Annotated in this window: 17 protein-coding genes; 6 read left to right on the forward strand and 11 right to left on the reverse strand. The window is 34.0% G+C overall.

Going from position 1 to position 19,029, the window contains the following annotated elements; translation table 11 throughout:
• Positions 1-4 precede the first annotated feature (4 nt).
• Positions 5-1,729 (forward strand): phosphoethanolamine transferase family protein, encoded by a 1,725-nt coding sequence (locus tag BMX53_RS02645; RefSeq protein ID WP_074744503.1) that lies wholly within the window; start codon positions 5-7, stop codon positions 1,727-1,729.
• 11 nt (positions 1,730-1,740) lie between these two features.
• Complete coding sequence (locus BMX53_RS02650; protein ID WP_038987170.1) at positions 1,741-2,706, forward strand: PCMD domain-containing protein; 966 nt, start codon at positions 1,741-1,743, stop codon at positions 2,704-2,706.
• 71 nt (positions 2,707-2,777) lie between these two features.
• Here the strand turns inward: BMX53_RS02650 and BMX53_RS02655 are convergent, their stop codons facing one another.
• Positions 2,778-3,392: an FAD-dependent oxidoreductase gene (locus BMX53_RS02655; RefSeq protein WP_074744505.1), complete on the reverse strand. Its 615-nt coding sequence runs from the start codon at positions 3,390-3,392 to the stop codon at positions 2,778-2,780.
• Between the two features lie 4 nt (positions 3,393-3,396).
• Entirely contained in the window at positions 3,397-3,591 is a 195-nt protein-coding gene (locus BMX53_RS02660; RefSeq protein ID WP_074744507.1) for a hypothetical protein, read from the reverse strand.
• Positions 3,592-3,972: 381 nt separating this feature from the next.
• On the opposite strand from BMX53_RS02660, the gene BMX53_RS02665 reads away from it, so the two are divergent.
• A complete protein-coding gene (locus BMX53_RS02665; RefSeq protein WP_038988527.1) occupies positions 3,973-4,548 on the forward strand; it encodes a DUF3109 family protein in 576 nt (191 codons plus the stop codon).
• A 3-nt stretch (positions 4,549-4,551) separates the two neighbouring features.
• On the opposite strand, the gene BMX53_RS02670 is transcribed toward BMX53_RS02665, so the two are convergent.
• Positions 4,552-4,989, reverse strand: a complete 438-nt coding sequence (locus BMX53_RS02670; protein ID WP_074744509.1) for a retropepsin-like aspartic protease — start codon at positions 4,987-4,989, stop codon at positions 4,552-4,554.
• A 78-nt stretch (positions 4,990-5,067) separates the two neighbouring features.
• Here BMX53_RS02670 and BMX53_RS02675 point away from each other — a divergent pair, with 78 nt between their 5' ends.
• The 3 genes from BMX53_RS02675 to BMX53_RS02685 are packed head-to-tail and all read left to right on the forward strand — an operon-like array spanning position 5,068 to position 8,037.
• Positions 5,068-5,838, forward strand: a complete 771-nt coding sequence (locus BMX53_RS02675; RefSeq protein WP_074744511.1) for a TatD family hydrolase — start codon at positions 5,068-5,070, stop codon at positions 5,836-5,838.
• 44 nt (positions 5,839-5,882) lie between these two features.
• Positions 5,883-7,019, forward strand: a complete 1,137-nt coding sequence (locus BMX53_RS02680; RefSeq protein WP_074744513.1) for a 1-acyl-sn-glycerol-3-phosphate acyltransferase — start codon at positions 5,883-5,885, stop codon at positions 7,017-7,019.
• Positions 7,009-8,037, forward strand: coding sequence for an asparaginase (locus tag BMX53_RS02685; RefSeq protein WP_038988523.1), 1,029 nt, complete (start codon positions 7,009-7,011; stop codon positions 8,035-8,037). Before BMX53_RS02680 ends, BMX53_RS02685 begins: the two co-directional genes overlap by 11 nt.
• A gap of 487 nt (positions 8,038-8,524) precedes the next feature.
• Here the strand turns inward: BMX53_RS02685 and BMX53_RS02690 are convergent, their stop codons facing one another.
• From BMX53_RS02690 to BMX53_RS02725, 8 genes are all read right to left on the reverse strand, one after another.
• Positions 8,525-9,337, reverse strand: a complete 813-nt coding sequence (locus BMX53_RS02690; protein WP_074744790.1) for a toxin-antitoxin system YwqK family antitoxin — start codon at positions 9,335-9,337, stop codon at positions 8,525-8,527.
• Between the two features lie 223 nt (positions 9,338-9,560).
• Entirely contained in the window at positions 9,561-10,892 is a 1,332-nt protein-coding gene (locus BMX53_RS02695) for a hypothetical protein (RefSeq protein ID WP_074744515.1), read from the reverse strand.
• Positions 10,893-10,904: 12 nt separating this feature from the next.
• On the reverse strand, positions 10,905-13,316 hold the full coding sequence (locus BMX53_RS02700; protein WP_083394381.1) for a TonB-dependent receptor: 2,412 nt from the start codon (positions 13,314-13,316) through the stop codon (positions 10,905-10,907).
• 268 nt (positions 13,317-13,584) lie between these two features.
• Complete coding sequence (locus BMX53_RS02705) at positions 13,585-13,872, reverse strand: Dabb family protein (protein WP_038984787.1); 288 nt, start codon at positions 13,870-13,872, stop codon at positions 13,585-13,587.
• Between the two features lie 63 nt (positions 13,873-13,935).
• Positions 13,936-14,787 carry a prephenate dehydrogenase gene (locus BMX53_RS02710; protein ID WP_038984788.1) on the reverse strand — a complete coding sequence of 284 codons (852 nt, stop codon included), beginning with the start codon at positions 14,785-14,787 and terminating at the stop codon, positions 13,936-13,938.
• Between the two features lie 289 nt (positions 14,788-15,076).
• Positions 15,077-16,495 (reverse strand): MBL fold metallo-hydrolase, encoded by a 1,419-nt coding sequence (locus BMX53_RS02715; protein ID WP_074744519.1) that lies wholly within the window; start codon positions 16,493-16,495, stop codon positions 15,077-15,079.
• Positions 16,496-17,098: 603 nt separating this feature from the next.
• Positions 17,099-17,758 carry a response regulator gene (locus BMX53_RS02720; RefSeq protein ID WP_038984790.1) on the reverse strand — a complete coding sequence of 220 codons (660 nt, stop codon included), beginning with the start codon at positions 17,756-17,758 and terminating at the stop codon, positions 17,099-17,101.
• Positions 17,759-17,986: 228 nt separating this feature from the next.
• Positions 17,987-18,976, reverse strand: coding sequence for an aspartate-semialdehyde dehydrogenase (locus tag BMX53_RS02725; protein ID WP_063176992.1), 990 nt, complete (start codon positions 18,974-18,976; stop codon positions 17,987-17,989).
• Positions 18,977-19,029 lie beyond the last annotated feature (53 nt).

A 19,029-nucleotide genomic window follows, 5' to 3' on the forward strand; every position in this document is an offset into this window, starting at 1 on the left:
AAAGATGACAGAAAAAATACAAAACAAGGGATTCTTTAAAAGATGTATTAATAATCCTATAGTGTTATTTTGGTTCTATATTCTAGTGAATATGGTACCTAGCTTTTATTTTGCATTTACTCAGCCAATAGATGTATTAGGTAAAGTAGTTGTTCTTTTATTCCCTTTAGGGTTATTTATGACTATTTTCTCTGCATTTAAGAACTCAGGAGCATGGTTACTAATGTGTTTCCCATTAATGTTCTTACATGCCTTCCAAATAGTGTTGTTTTATCTATTTGGTGAAGATGTTATTGCTGCAGATATGTTTCTTAATGTAGCGACTACAAATACTTCTGAAATCAATGAGTTATTAGGTAGCTTATTGCCTTCTATAGCTTTTGTATGTTTCTTATATATTCCTCCTATTGTCTTTGCTATACGTCAATGGAAACAAAAGAATTACTTGGACTGGAGCTTTAGAAGACAGACTCTATTACCTGCTGTCTTGCTATTAGTTGCTTCGCTAGTATTATCATTCTTCAGTGCAAATAAGAACACGAATACCTTTGCTTTTAATCAAGATGTATACCCTATTAATGCTCTGCATAACTTAGGTTTTGCAGTGAACAAATGGGATAAGGTAAAACGATATCCAGATACCTCTAAAGACTTTTCTTTTAAAGCATTTAGAGATAGTGTACCTAGTCCAGAAAGACAAATCTATGTATTGATTATCGGAGAGACTAGTAGAGCAGATAACTGGTCTTTATATGGATATGAGAGAGAAACTAATCCACTACTTAAAAACCAAGAGAACTTATATGTATTCCCTGATGCATTAACTCAGTCTAATACGACTCACAAGAGTGTATCTATAATCTTATCTGATGCCGAAGCAGAAAACTACAACTCTATCTATAGAAAAAAAGGTATAGTTCACGCGTTTAAAGAAGCTGGTTTTAAAACAATATGTCTGTCTAATCAAGCAGAGAATTCTTCTTTTATAGAGTTCTTTACTAAAGAGGCTGATATCTATAAAACTATTCGTACTACTGATAGTAAAACACGTATGACTGAGAATCACTTCGATGAAGAATTGGTTAGCTTAATGCAGCAAGAGATTGAACAAAACGAAGGTGACTTATTCATTCTTCTGCATAGTTATGGTTCTCACTTTAATTATATGGAACGTTATCCAGAAACTTTTAAAAAGTTTACGCCTGATAATGTAGCTGGAGTGCGCAAGTCTGAAAAAGATCACTTAGTTAATGCTTACGACAATACTATTCTATACACAGATTACTTCTTATCTCAAACTATTAAAGCATTAGAAAAAACAAATGCTGAAGTAGCTATGTTGTATACTTCAGATCACGGGGAAGACTTGTTTGACGATGATAGAAATAGATTCTTACATGCTTCACCAAGCCCAACATACTATCAATTAAGAATACCTTTCGTTATGTGGTTCTCAAATGAGTACATAGCTAATAACAAAAAAAGAATGAATGCTGTAAAAGAAAATAGAACTAAGCCTATCTCTACCAATGCAGTATTTCATACCATGATTAACGCAGCTCATATCCGTACTTCTTATCTAGAAAAAGACTTATCTTTAGTAAATAGAGCTTTTAATGCAGAAGCTCGTATGTACTTAAACGATCATGATATCGCAGTACCTTATACGAAGATGAACTTAAAAGAAGAAGATCTAGAGATGCTTAAAAAGAATAACATCAAAGAGTAACAAACAATAATATGACAACAAAAACAACATTAAAAATACTTACGCTATTGATGAGCATTATGCCATTCGTAGCTACAGCACAAAGTGAAAAAGTAGAGTCTATTCGCCTAGGTAATATGGATCACTGGATGGTACGTGAGATTAAAGAATCTTTTGTTATCGGTGGTAATACCCAATACCTTTATGAGATAACAGAAACTAAAGATACTTTAAAGAACAATACTCCATACAAGAACAAGAAATCTCCTTGGGCAACCTCATCTGTATTAGCTACTGTAAGTGGTATTACTAAAGGTAGTGTAACTGTATTTCCTGAAAAAAGAGATAATGGATATGCTGCACGTTTAGAGACACGTATCGAAAAAGTAAAAGTGTTAGGGGTTATTAATATCAATGTATTAGCTAGTGGTACTATCTTCTTAGGAGAGATGTTAGAGCCAATCACAGATACTAAAAACCCTCAAAGTAAATTAGTAACGGGTATTGCTTTTACTAAGAAACCTAAGGCTCTTCAATTCGATTACAAAGTAATTACTGGAGGTGCTTCAAAAAAAGTAAATGGTATGGGTAGTGGTACTGATGCTAACAGAACTGATAAAGCTGAAATACAGATACTACTACAAAAAAGATGGGAAGATAAAGATGGTAATGTTCATGCTAAACGTATAGGTACCGGATGGGAACTTATGGATAAGACTGTTAAGACATGGCAAAACAAACACCGTTTAACTGTAAACTATGGTGACATCACAAAACAGAGTTATTATGCGTCACATATGGCTTTGAGATCTGGTAGTAATGCATACTACACTAGAAATAGCAAAGGTAAAATGGTACCAATCATCGAAGAAGGATGGGGAACAGCAGATGATGAAGTAACTCATCTTATCGTACAATTCTCGTCAAGTAATGGAGGAGCATATATTGGTAATACAAGTAGTCGTCTATGGGTAGATAATGTAGGATTAGTTTACTAATATCGGTAATATAAAAATAGGGTGTAAAACTAAGTTTTACACCCTATTTTTATATCTGATATTTACTCTTACTATTTCACACGATTACTATCGTGACTATGAGTCTCTATGCCATCATTCCATAATGTTAGAATATCAGTAGCTACTGCTGCTCCACTACCTGCTGCTATAGCAAGTTGGCTTCTATGCCCAGCTAATGTACCTACAACATAAATTCCTTCTGTTACAAAGTGATCTATATTCTTTAATTGTATTCTATTTTTAGATGCAAGTGATTTTTTATGTGGTTCTACATAATCAAGTAATCCTTCTATACTAAAAGTAGCACTAGAGTTTACTGCTACAACTACAATCTTAGTAAAATACTCTTGCTTATTAGTTGTTACTCTATAAACATCATTTTCTACTAACACTGCGGTTACTTTCTCCTCTAAGATTTGATTAATATGACTGTAATATTTTAAGTCTTCAATAGATTGGCTTAATAAATCACATCCTAATGTTCCTTGCTTTATTCCATAGGCATTATAGAATACTGCATCTTGTAGCATAGATGCTTTCTGATGCATTATAATACCTATTTTCTTATCAGCTGCAAAAGGTTTCTTTACAGCACTACCCAAGACTTGTGCACAAGATACTCCAGACACACCACCTCCTATGATAAGAACATCAAATACTTCCATAGAACTATTTTGTCTTTTCGTCTATAACTTTAGACATACGATAGATTAACACTATACATACTGCACATAGCACTGCCACAATACCAATAATTGCAATTAAACTATCCCCTTGAAAAAGGTTATTAAAGTCTAACATAGTGATATTTAACACTAACAAAGCAACAGCAAATACAATAATTACGTAACTAAATATTTTCATTTCGAATGATAAAGAATTTGATTTTACCTCCCGAAAGTACAAAAAAACAGTCACTAGCACAATCCTTTAACATTAGTACTAAATATTTTAACAGCCTAAAATATAAGCTTTAAAGCCCTTTTCTTTACATTAATAATAAAGAAGTCTTCACTATTAGCACTTGAGCGATAACAAAAAACAGTAAAACAGCTTATTTAGAATAAAAATATTAACACTGATTACTAGCCCATAATTAACACAATCTGCTCTAGAACAAACAACTTACTAGCTTCAAGACATTTATACTCACACTAAATAAATGCTTTAAAAGGTTAAACTACATTCAAAAGAGATTAATTGATTAAAGATTTGTAATTTTGCACCCATTAATTTAATATTCAGATGTTTCAAATAGGAAAAACAATTGTATCAGAAGATGTTCTTGAAAAAGAATTCGTGTGTAACCTTTCAGCTTGTAAAGGAGAGTGTTGTATTGATGGAGATGCAGGTGCTCCTGTAGAAGATAGCGAAGTAGAAATACTTAGATCTGTGTATGATAAAGTAAAACCTTTCTTACGTCCTGAAGGTATTGCTGCTATTGAAGAGCAAGGTACTTCAGTATATGGCGATGACGATGAATATGAAACTCCACTAATCGAAGGAGGTGAATGTGCTTACGTTATATATGAGAATGAAATGGCATTATGTGGTATCGAAAAAGCATATAATGAAGGACTTATTGATTGGAAAAAACCAATCTCTTGTCACCTATACCCAATTAGAATAAAAGAGTTTTCATCTTTCTCTGCTGTTAATTACCACAAATGGCATATCTGTAGTGATGCGTGTACATTAGGACAAGAGTTAAGCGTTCCTGTATACAAATTCTTAAAGGCACCTCTAATCCGTAAATATGGAGAAGATTGGTATAAAGAACTTGAACTTGTAGCAGAGGAATGGAGTAAATCTAAAAGATAAACTCTACTGTATATAAAGTACTTGATTCTTATAGTCGATTATAGCATTGCCTTGTAATAGTATATCAGATCCTATGATACCATGTACAGTCTGCACTTTGTATTCTACTAAAGCTACATTGACATGAGTTAGATCAAGGATAACTAATCCAAATGATTTGTTATGCCATCTACTCATCTGCAGATGATTGTGAAAAGATACCTGAGTATGCATACCATTAGCTCCTGCACCAGAAGCTTTAGTCGTAGAATGCTCAGGGATAATCTTAAAGTGATCGATATGACTAAAGTCAATACAACTATTCGACGCTCCTGTATCAATTATAAAATCACCTAGTACTCCATTTATCTTAGCCTTCACAAAAAGGTGGTTCGTTTTAGATATTTTAAACTTAATCTGTTTGTATCCTCCCTTTTTTAGTATTTCTTTCATGTTTTCCATCAATCAAATGTAGTTTTAATTCTTTTTAAAAGGTACTTTTGTACCAATAATTAAGCATTATTAGAAAATATAATTCAAATGATTTTTACTGATACGCATACACACCTATATTCAGATGCTTTTGCAGATGATCGTAAAGAAACAATAAATCGTGCAATATCTAGTGGAGTTACGCGTTTTTTTATACCAGCTATTGATTCTAGTTATACAGAGTCAATGTTCGAATTAGAAAGAGAATTTCCAGATAATATTTTTCTAATGATGGGGTTGCATCCTACAGATGTGAAACCAGAAACATATAAAATGGAACTTGCTCTAGTAGAAAGCGAACTTGCTCGTAGAAAGTATTATGCAGTAGGAGAAATAGGAATAGATCTATATTGGGACAAAAGTACTTTAGCAATACAGCAAGAAGCTTTTCAGTATCAAATACAGTTGGCTAAGAAATATAATCTTCCAATCAACATCCACTGTAGAGATGCATTTGATGAAGTATTTGAAGTGCTAGAAAGAGAGAAAGGTGATAATCTAAGAGGTATCTTCCACTGTTTTACAGGAACAGAAGAACAAGCCTTAAAAGCTATCTCTTACAACCTAAAACTAGGTATAGGTGGTGTGGCTACATTTAAAAATGGTAAAATAGACCAATTTTTAAACAAAATACCACTTGAGCATATCGTATTAGAGACTGATTCTCCGTACCTTGCACCTGTTCCTTATAGAGGAAAGAGAAATGAAAGTGCTTATATAGTAAATATTGCAGAAAAATTATCAGATATTTACGCGCTTCCTTTGGAAGAAATAGCAAAACAAACAACAGCTAATTCAGTAGCTGTTTTTGGAATATAACATAAGAAAACAACATAACTTGTTTATAATAACATATTACACTAATGTCAAAGTTTGATTCTATACGCCACTACCACGATCACGAGGTAAACGAAGTCTTACAACAGATTTCTAAGCACCCAATGATAAAAGCGTTAATGGGATATACTTTTCCTAACAAAACTGAAGAACAGTGGATGGCTGCCTTAAAGGAAGTAAAGTCTATTCAGCAATTTCAAGATGACTTTGCCTATTATTCTATTCAACGAATTCTAGAAAAAAGTTCTAATGGATTAACTACTTCTGGATTTGACAAATTAGAAAAAGACACTGCTTATCTATACATATCTAATCACCGTGACATTCTTATGGATACTTCACTTCTGAACGTAGCCCTTAAAGACAATGGATTGGTAATGACTGCTTCAGCAATTGGAGATAATCTAGTACAGAAATCTTTCTTACTTGCTCTTGCTAAAGTAAATAGAAACTTCTTAGTAAAACGTGGATTACCACCTAGAGAACTATTAGAGAGCTCTAAGCTAATGTCTGAGTATATACAACATCTTTTATTCGAAGAGAATAGATCAGTATGGATTGCTCAGCGAGAAGGCCGTACTAAAGATGGTAATGATGCCACGCATCAGGGTGTATTAAAGATGATTGGAATGGCTTCTGATGAAGCTGATCTAATGGACTACTTTAAAAAGGTAAAGATAGTTCCTGTATCTATCTCTTACGAATATGATCCTACAGATGCTATGAAGATGCCTCAATTATTAGCTAAAGCTAATGATGAAGTATATGTTAAAGACAAAAACGAAGACTTTATCAACTTATATAGTGGTATCATTGGCCAAAAAAGAGGTATCCACATCCACGTAGGAGAACCATTAGCCAATGAGTTAGATACTATCAAAGAGACTTTTGATAAAACAAATAAACAAATGCAAGCAGTTGCCACAGAAATAGACAATATTATTATCAAAAACTATTTCTTATGGCCTACTAATTATATCGCTTATGATATAATGCATGGTACAAATACTTTTGCAGATAAATACACTGAAAAAGAAAGACAACTATTCGAAAGACGTCTAGAACTACGTGTAGATAAAGAGAATAAGATTGTTGTAGATGGTTTCTTAGCCATGTATGCTAATCCTGTTATCAATCAATTAAAGTTAAAAAATGAACAATAAACCTGCTATCCTTCTAATCTATACTGGAGGTACTATCGGTATGGTTAAAGACTTTAAAACAGGTGCTTTGCGCGCTTTTAATTTCGACCAACTAGTAGAACGCATCCCTGAGCTACACATGTTAGATTGCTCTATAGAGACCTACTCATTTGAGACTCCTATAGACTCTTCAGATATGAACCCAGACCATTGGGTGAAAATGGCACAAGTGATAGAGGATAACTATGAGCAGTTTGATGGATTCGTGATACTTCACGGTTCAGATACAATGTCATATTCAGCATCAGCACTAAGCTTTATGCTAGAGAACGTGCACAAGCCTGTTATCTTAACAGGTTCACAGTTACCTATTGGTGATTTGCGTACAGATGCAAAAGAAAACCTTATTACTGCTATACAAGTAGCAGCTATACAAGAGAACAATATACCTGTGATTCAGGAAGTATGTCTATACTTTGAGTATAAACTGTATAGAGGTAATCGTACCTCTAAAGTTAGTGCCGAGTTATTTAATGCATTTACTTCGCCTAATATTCCACACTTAGCGGAATCAGGTGTTAATCTGCGCATTAACAAACCATTGCTTAACTATGCTCAACCTCAATCACCATTCACGGTTCATAAACAGATGTCAACCAATGTAATGATTCTAAAAATGTTCCCTGGTATTCAGCAAAACGTTTTAGAAGCTATCTTAAACATTAAAGACTTAGAAGGTATCGTATTAGAAACCTATGGAGCAGGTAATGCACCTACAGAGCCATGGTTCTTGACAACCCTAGGAGAAGCTATTAAGAAAGGACTTAAGGTAATCAATGTAACCCAATGCTCTAGTGGTAGTGTTCACATGGGTAAATATGAGACAAGTACAGAGCTAAAAGAGATAGGCGTTATCTCTGGTAAAGATATTACCACAGAAGCTGCCATCACTAAACTGATGTACTTACTTACTAAGACTGATTATTCAGACTTTAAAGTTGCTTTCGAAACTCCGATATGCGGAGAAATGGAAGAATAAAATAACACAAGATAAAAACAAAGCTCTTAGATATTATCTAAGAGCTTTTATTTTAGATTACTTAAGGCCATCTAATACACCTTGCATAAATCTATCAGAATGATTAATCAGATAGATCATAATGTATAATCCAAAAGCGACTGCAACTGGAATACTTACTAATCTTTTCTTCATAAGTATATAAATTTTAATTAAACTCCAATCTTATTATTTCTTCTAACCACAGATTAAGCCATAGACTCATGAGAACTAACTCTCACTATTAAGCTACTTTATCATCTTGTTTAAAGCTACTTATATTATTTCAATATGTCAAAGAACGTGTGAGAATTAATCTCTTCACAAAACTACCATTCCTATGAACACCAGTTTTTCTCTTTGACTATATTAACCATTATTGACTACATCTGCTCTAATATGATAGCAACTATAGGGACGCTTAGTAACTAATTATTTCTCTCTGTTTCTATATCCATAATTTACATACTTATTCTCTTACTCCATTCTTATAAGTTTCCTCTTTCTTCACCTCTCCTCTAGAAGTCCATTCTGTCCATTTACCATCTTTTTGGCCATTTAGATACTTTCCTTTAGCTTTAAGCTTTTTAGAGTCAGCCCATTCTTCAGTATAGTCTCCATCTTTATTCCCTTTATCATTGTAATTACAAGTGATAAAGTAATCACCAATATTAGATGAGATTAGAGAGCGTTCTTTACCAATTTGTTTACCATTTACGAATGTACGCTCATACTTCATCTTGCCTTCGTTTGTAAAAGCCTTAGATACACCATCCTCTTTACCTTGTTTGAAGTTTCGTTCTTGCTCCACCTGACCACTTGTATAGTACGTCACACGCTTCGTCATACTATCATCAGCATATACTTCCATCTCACGTTTGTTCCCATTACTACTAAAATATATCCATTCCCCATGCTTCTTACCCATCTTCATATTCCCTTCATACTCAGCCTTACCCGTTGCGACGAAGTAAGCTTCTTGTTTGCCATCCATATACCCATTCTTAAAGTTCAGAGACTCTTTCAGCTTATTCTTGTCATAGTACTCCCACTTTCCATTTAGCAGACCATCTTTTAAGTCCACATCTATATACTGCTCAGTCACCCCATTGATGATTCGCATCTTTCCATTAAGAGATTTATTCGGACTCTTTACATCTTTCACATAACGCTGTCCGTCTCCTAGATTAACAATATTAATATCTGTAAAGTCAATTTTAGTCTGTGCAGTCATTGTTAATCCAGATAACATTAGTCCTAATAACAGTGTAATTTTCTTCATATTTATAGCTTTTATATTTTTTGTTATCATTAAAATTAAACATAAATAATTAATAATCAGTAACTAAAAAAGATACTTATACTAAACGACAAGTAGTTTAGTAGTAAAAAATTAACCCTCTAGTCATATGACTAGAGGGTTACATAGCAATACACTTATCTTGCAGCGAATTAACTTCTCTACAAACCTTCCTCAATTATGATTATGTATCTTTTAAGCCTAATTAAAAATAAACGCCTATATAATATTGGTCAGCACCAGATGTTATAGCCGCCCCTACTTTACCATCTTTAGCAGTCGAGTTGATATCAAACATATAGATATTCCCTTTACCAGATATAGGAGCTAAAGCAATATAGAATACACCATTCTTAACAGCTGATGTCTGATACTGAGTCAACCATAAACCTTTAGGCACATTAAGATCTACAGCAGTATTCGTGTTAAGATCTATACGAGCTAATCCCCATGGGCTAGAATAAGTAGGTTGTCCATCCTTATCAACACCTATTTGTATCCCTTGCTCATTTAATCTCTCATAAGGCATATATCCTATCCCATTAGCAGCATAAAACCAACCGTTACTAGAGACATCTTTACCACCTAGAGCTAGTCCTAAATCAAAGATAGACCCTGTGTCAAACTTATCATTTACGATTTTGATTACTTTAGTCTGTCCTTTATTCCCTTCTTTATTATTAACCATTACTAACACCTCTCCTCTTTCATTTTTATAAAGCGTAGGTGTTCTATATCCATTTGTATCCCCCTGTACTTTATCTGTAAACAGCACTTTAGGTTTAGTCAAGTCATTTTGATTAAACACTAATACAGCAGTATAATTAGACGACTCATTCTTTCCTGTCTTAGCATTATACTTTCTAAATCCTGCACCATAATACAGCTTACCATTAGATACTACAGGAGCATCTATACGCCAGATATGATACCCTTCTTTCTCTAATTTCTCATCTAAGCGAATATCTATCTTAGATTGGTATCCAGGTTTAATAGACATAGTTTTCAAATCAAAAAGACCAATACTTGCAGTCATTTCATTACGGATATAATCCCCTTTATCCCCTTGTGTGAATAATGGCTTCGAAGTAATATAATGCACAGATCCTAGTTCATCACTAATCTTAGTAAATCTACCTGTCTTAGTTCCTAATGGTTTAGACGAATCAATTTCTCCTATTTTCACATAGTTCTGTCCACCTTTATACTCATACTTTGCTAAGTCTCCTACTGTATAATTAAGATTATATACGTATTTACCATCACTAGACATAAAGATTCTAGCTGTTCTAGATGAAGGCAATTGATACCCTTTACCCGAAAAAGAGATTTCTCCTTTAGATATATCGTTTAACCCTTGTAAATACACTGCTGACTGTGATCCTGACCCACTAGCATAAGCTACCTGAAAATCTCTATCTACTTTAATAGGAGGTGTTACAGGTCCATCTTTATCATCTGAAGAACACCCTACTGTACTGAACAATAAGGCAGTAATGAATGCAGCACCAGTCAGTGCACGAAAATTAAGTTTCATAGTTATTTAGTATTAATTAAAAAATGAATGTGTTACTTTGACATAGAATGCTCTACCAGGTTTTTGCAACCCGAAATTGTCATATATATGTTGATTAAATATGTTTTTAGCATCAAAGCTTATCGTAGTCTTCTTGTTGTGCAACTGATACATCGCACCTATATCATTAGGATATTGAGCAGGGATAATATCTAATCCCGCACCTCCTACATTCTTCCAGTTTCTATGGAACTCCTCAACATAATACACATTGTAATACACATTTAGAGAGTTCCCCTTTTTGAATAAATCTTTAAATGTATAACTCAGGTTAGCATTTAGTTTTAATGAAGGCTCATTTCTAATCTGTGTGCGATAGAACGGATACGGCTCTCCTCTTTTATTAAACTCAGTATTAAACAATACATCAAATTTAGACACCGTAAAATTGAACATCAGCCTTTCTCTAAACGAATAATTCAACTCCACATCTATTCCTCTACTTAATACGTTTTCTAAGTTTTCGTACTTAGCATACTCTCCCCTAGAGTCATCAGGTATTAAGCGAATCATATCTTTAGTATCTCTATAAAAATAAGTTGCATTAACACTCAGCACATGATCTCCTAATCTAAACGGACCAGCATTAAAACCAATATTGACATTAGTACTCTTCTCTGGTTCTAATAAAATAGCAGACAACAAATTCTCTGAACTATTACCAAACAGCTCCTCTTCTGCTGGCATACGGATAGCTTTCTCATACGAAGTCAATAAGTAAAAACTATCCCAAACTCTATATGACAGCGACAATCCATACCCATCAAACTTCTTAGTAATCACAGACTGATTAATCTTATAGTTATCCTTATCTATACGTTCTGGTTCATTAGAAGTCGCTTTTTGATTATAATTCTTATAGAACAGATTAGTACGAAGTCTTTCTTTAAATGAGATATTCTCATAAGAGATTGATAAGATATCCTTCTGTAAATCTCGAGTATTGATTAGACTTTGCACCACAGGATGTTCTTTCGGGTCAGTGACACTTCGTTTAAACGTATTGTGAAAGTAGTTAACGTGAAGTATATTATTTTTTATAAACTCATACGAAAGATTAGCACGTAGAGCAAAGCTTTTATCTAAGTCTTTACGCATACTCTGCTTATCACCTACCTCAGCCTTACCATTGTGATAAATAATATTACCATCCTTATCATAAGTAGGTTTTCCACTCCAGTCATACATAATTCCTACAGTATCTATGACCTGTCTAGTGTAGTTACCGTAGCTAGCATCCACTTTAAACTGTAATCCATCTACTAAGAAATCCTTCTTATCATAGTTAAGAGCTATCATCTCTGAGTTTCTTCTACTATGTCTATCACCATACACCTTCTCCATCGTACTACCGTGTTGTTGTTCCTTATATCCCTTTGACAACACAGTCCCTATAAAAAACTTATCTGCCCACTTCACATCAGTAAATCCTACATTGACTTGCGTACCATAAGATTCATACGCATCATTAAATCGCTTAGCCCCTTTAGTCAGATAAGTGATATTACCCTCAGCATCAGATGTTCTAATCATAGGACCATAGACGCGATAATTATTATCGCTATAATTATAGAATGCCGTACCATTAACAGTTAATCCATTATCAGCTCTATAACTCCCATTCACATTATATTGATTAGTATTAAAAGAACCATAACTACCCGATACATTAAGGCTACTTGTGCGTTTCTGTTTAAGAACAATGTTTATAGCACCACCTAAAGCATCCTGAGACAGATATGCTGGTACTACCCCTTTATACACTTCTATACGTTCTATCGATGCAGGAGGAATACTATTAATAGAAAAAGCAGATCCAAAATTCTCAGCTGGCACACCATCTATAAAGATGCGTACAGACCTACCTGATAATCCATTGATATTATAGCTTACCTTAGATCCTAGGCCTCCATCCTGGCGTATCTTTACCCCTGCACTTCTATCTAATAGTTCATTAGTCTGTACAGACTGATATGCTGCGTTATCGATACTGATTACATTCATAGCATAACCAGTGCGTTCTAGTTGTTGCTTTTTATTTTGAATAACGATATCTATGTTATCTAATACTTTGTGTTGCCCTTCCACCTTAAGCTCGAAGTACACATTAGCCTTACTCACCTCAATCGTTTTAAAGTCACTAAAGTTGTTATAAGAATACACAATAGTATAATGACCATGAGGAACATTCATAAAAGTATAACTACCGTCCACCCCACTTTTGACCTCTGTATTATACTCTCCATTAGAAGATACTAACCCTATCTCTACATTAGATAACGTCTTATTATCCTCAGATAGCACTACCCCATTTACATTCACCACCTGTCCGTAACTAACTGTAGTAATGAATATTACCAACAGTATCATTCGTTTAAAAAACATACTTATAACTTTTTTTCCTAGACAAACGTAAATCTTATTTAGAACCGTTACAAACAGATGTTTGAATACTACTATAAAAACTGTTAAAATATTTGAATAGCAAATAAATAAGCTAGTACACTATCTTTATTACATCTCATTATGGACAATGCTAAAACCTTATAAACAAAAAAAAAGCAGCCCGTCATTAAAGACAAACTGCTTTTAAACTAAAATCGATAACTAAATAACTAACTTTTTTTATTTATATCATCATATCCTATATAACCTAATAGTCTATTGCTACACGTTCAGTCACTACTGATTTTATAAAGTCAACTACTTTTAAGTGTTCTGGATGTTTAGCATAGATATCTAAATCTTCTAAAGACTTAAACGTAGTGTTTAAGATTACTTCGAAGTTTTTAGTATCTGCATTAGCGTCGTTAAACGCTACTGAGATAGACTCTAATACATCTATTTTACCTTTAAGACCTTCTAATAGTCTTTTCATCTCTAATTTATTGGCTTCTTTATTTTCATCTTTCAGCCTCCACATTACTATATGTGTTATCATATCAATACCTTTTAAAAACAAACAATTTACTCAATACTTCTCGTATCTACAGCGTACTAATACCTATTTTTTAAGTTTATCCTTAATGCGATTTGCCTCAGTGATAAAACCTGCTAGGTTCTTAGTATCTCCCTGTTCTAAATACGTTTTAAACTGAGTCAGTTTATCTAAATACGTATCTAGGATAGGTAAGATATGCTCTGAATTTTGTTCGAATATAGGCAACCACATATCTACCGAACTCTTAGCTAACCTAACAGTAGAAGCAAAACCTCCTGCTGCTAAATTAAAGATAGCCGTATCATCTTTCTCTTTATCTAACACTGCTACAGCTAATGCATATGATATAGCATGAGATAGATGAGACACATATCCTACGTGTTCATCATGTGAGTTAGAGTCCATCAATATCATTCTAGTCTCTAAGTGATAGTACAATTCTGATATTGCATTTAGCGCTTTCGGATTAGACTTTTCTGGATTACAGATAATAGCTACCCTATCTTTAAACAGCCCTTTAAATGCTGCCTCAGGACCGCTAAACTCTGTACCTGCCATAGGGTGTGTAGCTACGAACTGATCACGTTTAGCATGACCATCTATCTCTTTATCTAATAATGACTTCGTAGACCCCACATCCATTACATACTGCCCATCACTTACTCTATCTAACACATACGATACCAGCTTAACGCTCGCGTTAACTGGTGTTGCTATAATGATTATATCTGATTTTTCGATTAACACGTCTAGATCTACTATCTCATCAGCGATACGTAGTTCTAAAGCCTTCTTAGCATTGCGTTCAGATAAATCTGAAGCCAACACTTTAGTTGCAAAACCTTTCTCCTTTAGATCTAATACTATAGATCCTCCGATCAGTCCTACACCTACTAACCCTACTGTTTTTGCCATTATTATGTTTATTATGAATAACAAAGCTATTAATACCTAGCCTGTTTTTCACATAAATATTTCTCTTTTTTAAAAAACTTAATCAATTCTAGTCTCTACATTGCCTAACTACAACAGGCAATCAACTATATACTAACAACAGTATTACTAACAAACCAAATATAAAAGAAACTAGAACTGAAAAAGTTGCTTCTAAATACAGTACTAGAAATGGCTAATACCGCTCTATTCCCTATCTATGTGTTACCACGTCCTAAGGTATACAGCCACCTCTAATACCTAATTTAGTCTAAAGCATAGATGTAGGACACACAAAGTCTGTGTGGTCTAGTGAACTATCTTTACTAATAGCGTTATAGCCTCCTAATACATCTACCAAATTAGTATACCCATGCTTATACATAATAGATGCTGCCATCATACTTCTATATCCTCCAGCACAGTATATAATATATCGTTTATCTTTTGACAATAAGTCTATTTTATCCTCTAACTGATTTAAGGGTAAACTTAATGAATCTTCTAAATGTTCCGATTTAAACTCGTTTATCTTACGCACATCTAGCAGCACCCCCTTAGTATCTAAATACATCTGATCCATCTCAGCAGGAGTAATACGCGTAACAGTTTGTACAGGTTCACCAGCGGCTTTCCACGCCTCGAAGCCCCCTTGTAAGTACCCAATATAGTTATCATATCCCACACGAGATAAACGTATCATACTCTCTTCCACTTTATCTTGTTCGGCTATAATTACTATTGGCGCTTTAATATCCTTGATCAATTCTCCTACCCATACTGCAAACTGCCCATTAAGTCCGATATTTAAACTACCTACCATAAATCCTTCTGAGAACAACTGTGGATTACGAGTATCTAGAACTATCACATTCTCCTTTTCTATTAACTCCTTCACCTCAGCTATAGTCAAGGCATTCATTGATCTATCTAGGATACTGTCAAGCTCCTCGTATCCTGTAATGTTCATCAGCACGTTCTTAGGAAAATATTGAGGAGGCGTAGCTAATCCAGTCAATAACTCTACTACGAACTCATCTTCAGTCATATCAGCTCTTAACGTATAATTTGTCTTTTTTTGATTCCCTAGTGTATCCACTGTCTCTTTACTCATATTCTTACCACAGGCTGATCCGGCTCCATGATTAGGGTATACGATAATATCATCAGGTAGTACCATGATCTTGTTTCTCAACGATTGGAATAAGTGTCTAGCTAATATCTCTTCTGTAATTTCTGATTTGACTAATTGCACTAGATCAGGTCTTCCTACATCACCGATAAATAAAGTATCTCCACTTATAATAGCGTGTTCTTTACCATTCTCATCTATGATTAGATATGTGCTACTCTCCATAGTATGTCCTGGAGTATGAAGTACTTTAATCTGAATATCACCAAGTGTAAAGATTTGGTTATCCTCTGCTATCACAGCTTCATAACTCGGTGTAGCTGTAAGCCCAAAGACAATCTTAGCTCCTGTCTTTTCTTTCAAATCTAAATGTCCACTAACGAAATCTGCATGAAAGTGAGTCTCAAAAACGTACTTGATAACAGCATTGTCCTTATCCGCTCTTTCAATATAAGGATCCACATCTCTTAATGGATCAAAAATAGCTGCCTCACCTTTACTCTCTATATAATATGCTGCATGCGCTATACAGCCTGTGTATATCTGTTCGATTTTCATACGTTATCTTTTTTTTCAGAGATTAAAAGTACTAACACTCAAAGCATTAAAAAATGACAATTATCATAATCAAAAACAACTAATACTACACAAAAAAGCAAACAAACGCCCAAAACACAAATATTTGAATTACTTCATTGTGACAGATCTAGGTGACTAAAAAAAATCTTAAATAGAATTATTTACTTATTGTTAATTTTTTAACAAATAAAGCAAAATAGAGAGCAAAATACCAAACCACAAAAAGCTTTAAACTCAGTAAACACAAGGCTTTAAAGAGATTAAAAAGTACTTTGTTTGGGCATTGTTTGGGTATCCTTCGGTAAACCCTAGCAAAAACAACCTACTTTCCGAACAACATCCAAACAAACCACTAGCAAACCCTTATCAGCACTAGAATTACAGCTAATTAATAAACGTTAAAATATTTGTTAAAAATAAAAGAGAGATAAACAAGAATAGTGTTTTTTATCTCTAAATAGAAAAGAAATAATTACTTTGATTAGTATACTTATTGAAGAAATAACACATTCAATCAAAGCGAATTACAATGCAAATATACAAAAAAATAAGCACTCCAAATGAAGTGCTTATTTCTATATCTTATACAAATCCTTCTTTAAGTACTAACTGAATTAAGTTAGCTGTATCTGACACTTCAAAGACGTTCTTCATCTTCGCCAGACGCTTCTTAATTGCAGGGTTAGATAAAGGAATGTGATTTTCTAACTCTTGTAATTTATATCCTTTAGACAGAAGTACTAATATCTCCCTATTATAATCGTCATACATTACCTCTTTACGCACAATCTCACTTAGACAATGCTTAACGATATCACTCTGATAGCGATCTCCTCCCATTACACTCTTAACGATCTCTAATAGGTTATCAGGTGTTATCTCATGTTTACTCACTAGTCCATCAGGTCTAATGTTCTTCACTATATTATAGATGGTAATTACTTCTGTATGTCCTGTTAGTATAATAGTTTTACAATTAGGCATCATCTTCTGTATATAAGCTACGATATCGCCACCGTCTTCTAAAGTCCCTCCTTCTTTAGTAGGAAGAGAAAAGTCAACTATAGCTAGCTTAAACGATTCTCCTCGAGCTGCAGCAGCATCTATAGTCTCTTTAGCTGTCAAACAGTCAAAAGCTTTCTCAAACTCAATATTCCCTAACTCTGCCTTGCTCTTTGATAGTGCCAGTACGTATCCTTCTACAATAAGAGGGTGATCATCGACTAATAGTATTTTACTCATACAAATCTTATTTCTAGCATTTAAATGCAAATTTAATCATTATGATTGAATATTTAATCTTTAGCAAAACTGCAACGTGTAAGTTATACACATTTTATCAACATAACTCCTTAAAAATACATACATATAATACTAAATTAATACATTTTGTACTACTTACAACAATAAAAATAAAAAAGCATTAGAATTTCTTCTAATGCTTTTCAAATATTCCTATTAGTATAATTACTATACTAAATTATTAGCTACTAAGTATTCTGCTATCTGTACTGTATTAGTCGCCGCGCCTTTGCGTAAGTTGTCAGCTACAATCCACATATTTAAAGTATTCTTTTGACTCTCATCTCTTCTGATACGTCCTACGAATACATCATCTTTACCTTGTGCATATAATGGCATAGGGTAAGTGTTAGTATCTGTATTATCCTGTACTACAACTCCTGGAGTCTCATGAAGAACTTGACGTACATCACCTAAGTTAAAGTCATTAGCGAACTCTATGTTCACAGTCTCACTGTGTCCTCCTACTACAGGGATTCTCACTGCTGTAGCTGTCACTAATACTGTATCATCTCTAAGAATCTTCTTAGTCTCCTTTACTAACTTCATCTCCTCTTTAGTGTACCCATTGTCTTCGAATACATCACAGTGAGGGATAGCGTTTCGGTGGATAGGATAGTTATAAGCCATGTCCCCTTTAATATCTTGATATTCGTTCTCTAACTGTTTTACAGCCTTAACACCTGTACCAGTAATAGACTGATATGTAGAAACTACTACACGCTTAATACCGTACTTCTTATGTAGAGGTGATAAAGCCATTACTAACTGGATAGTAGAGCAGTTAGGATTAGCAATAATCTTGTCCTCTTTAGTCAAAGAGTCAGCATTAATTTCAGGAACGATTAATTTCTTTGTTGGATCCATTCTCCATGCAGAAGAATTGTCGATAACTGTAGTACCTACAGCCGCAAACTTAGGAGCACATTCTAATGAAATACTACCTCCAGCTGAAAATAAAGCAATGTCCGGCTTCATCATAACAGCTTCTTCCATAGACTTTATAGTGTACTTCTTACCCTTAAATTCTACTTCCTTACCTACGGACTTCTCAGAAGCCACAGGGATTAGTTCTGTTACAGGAAAATTTCTCTCCGCTAATACTTTTAGCATGATTTCACCTACCATACCGGTAGCGCCTACTACTGCGATTTTCATTTTTTTAAAATTAGGATTGATAAATAGTTTTAATACTTGATAAAAATAATACT

The organism is Myroides marinus (genome assembly GCF_900109075.1).
Taxonomy (GTDB): Bacteria; Bacteroidota; Bacteroidia; order Flavobacteriales; family Flavobacteriaceae; genus Flavobacterium; species Flavobacterium marinum_A.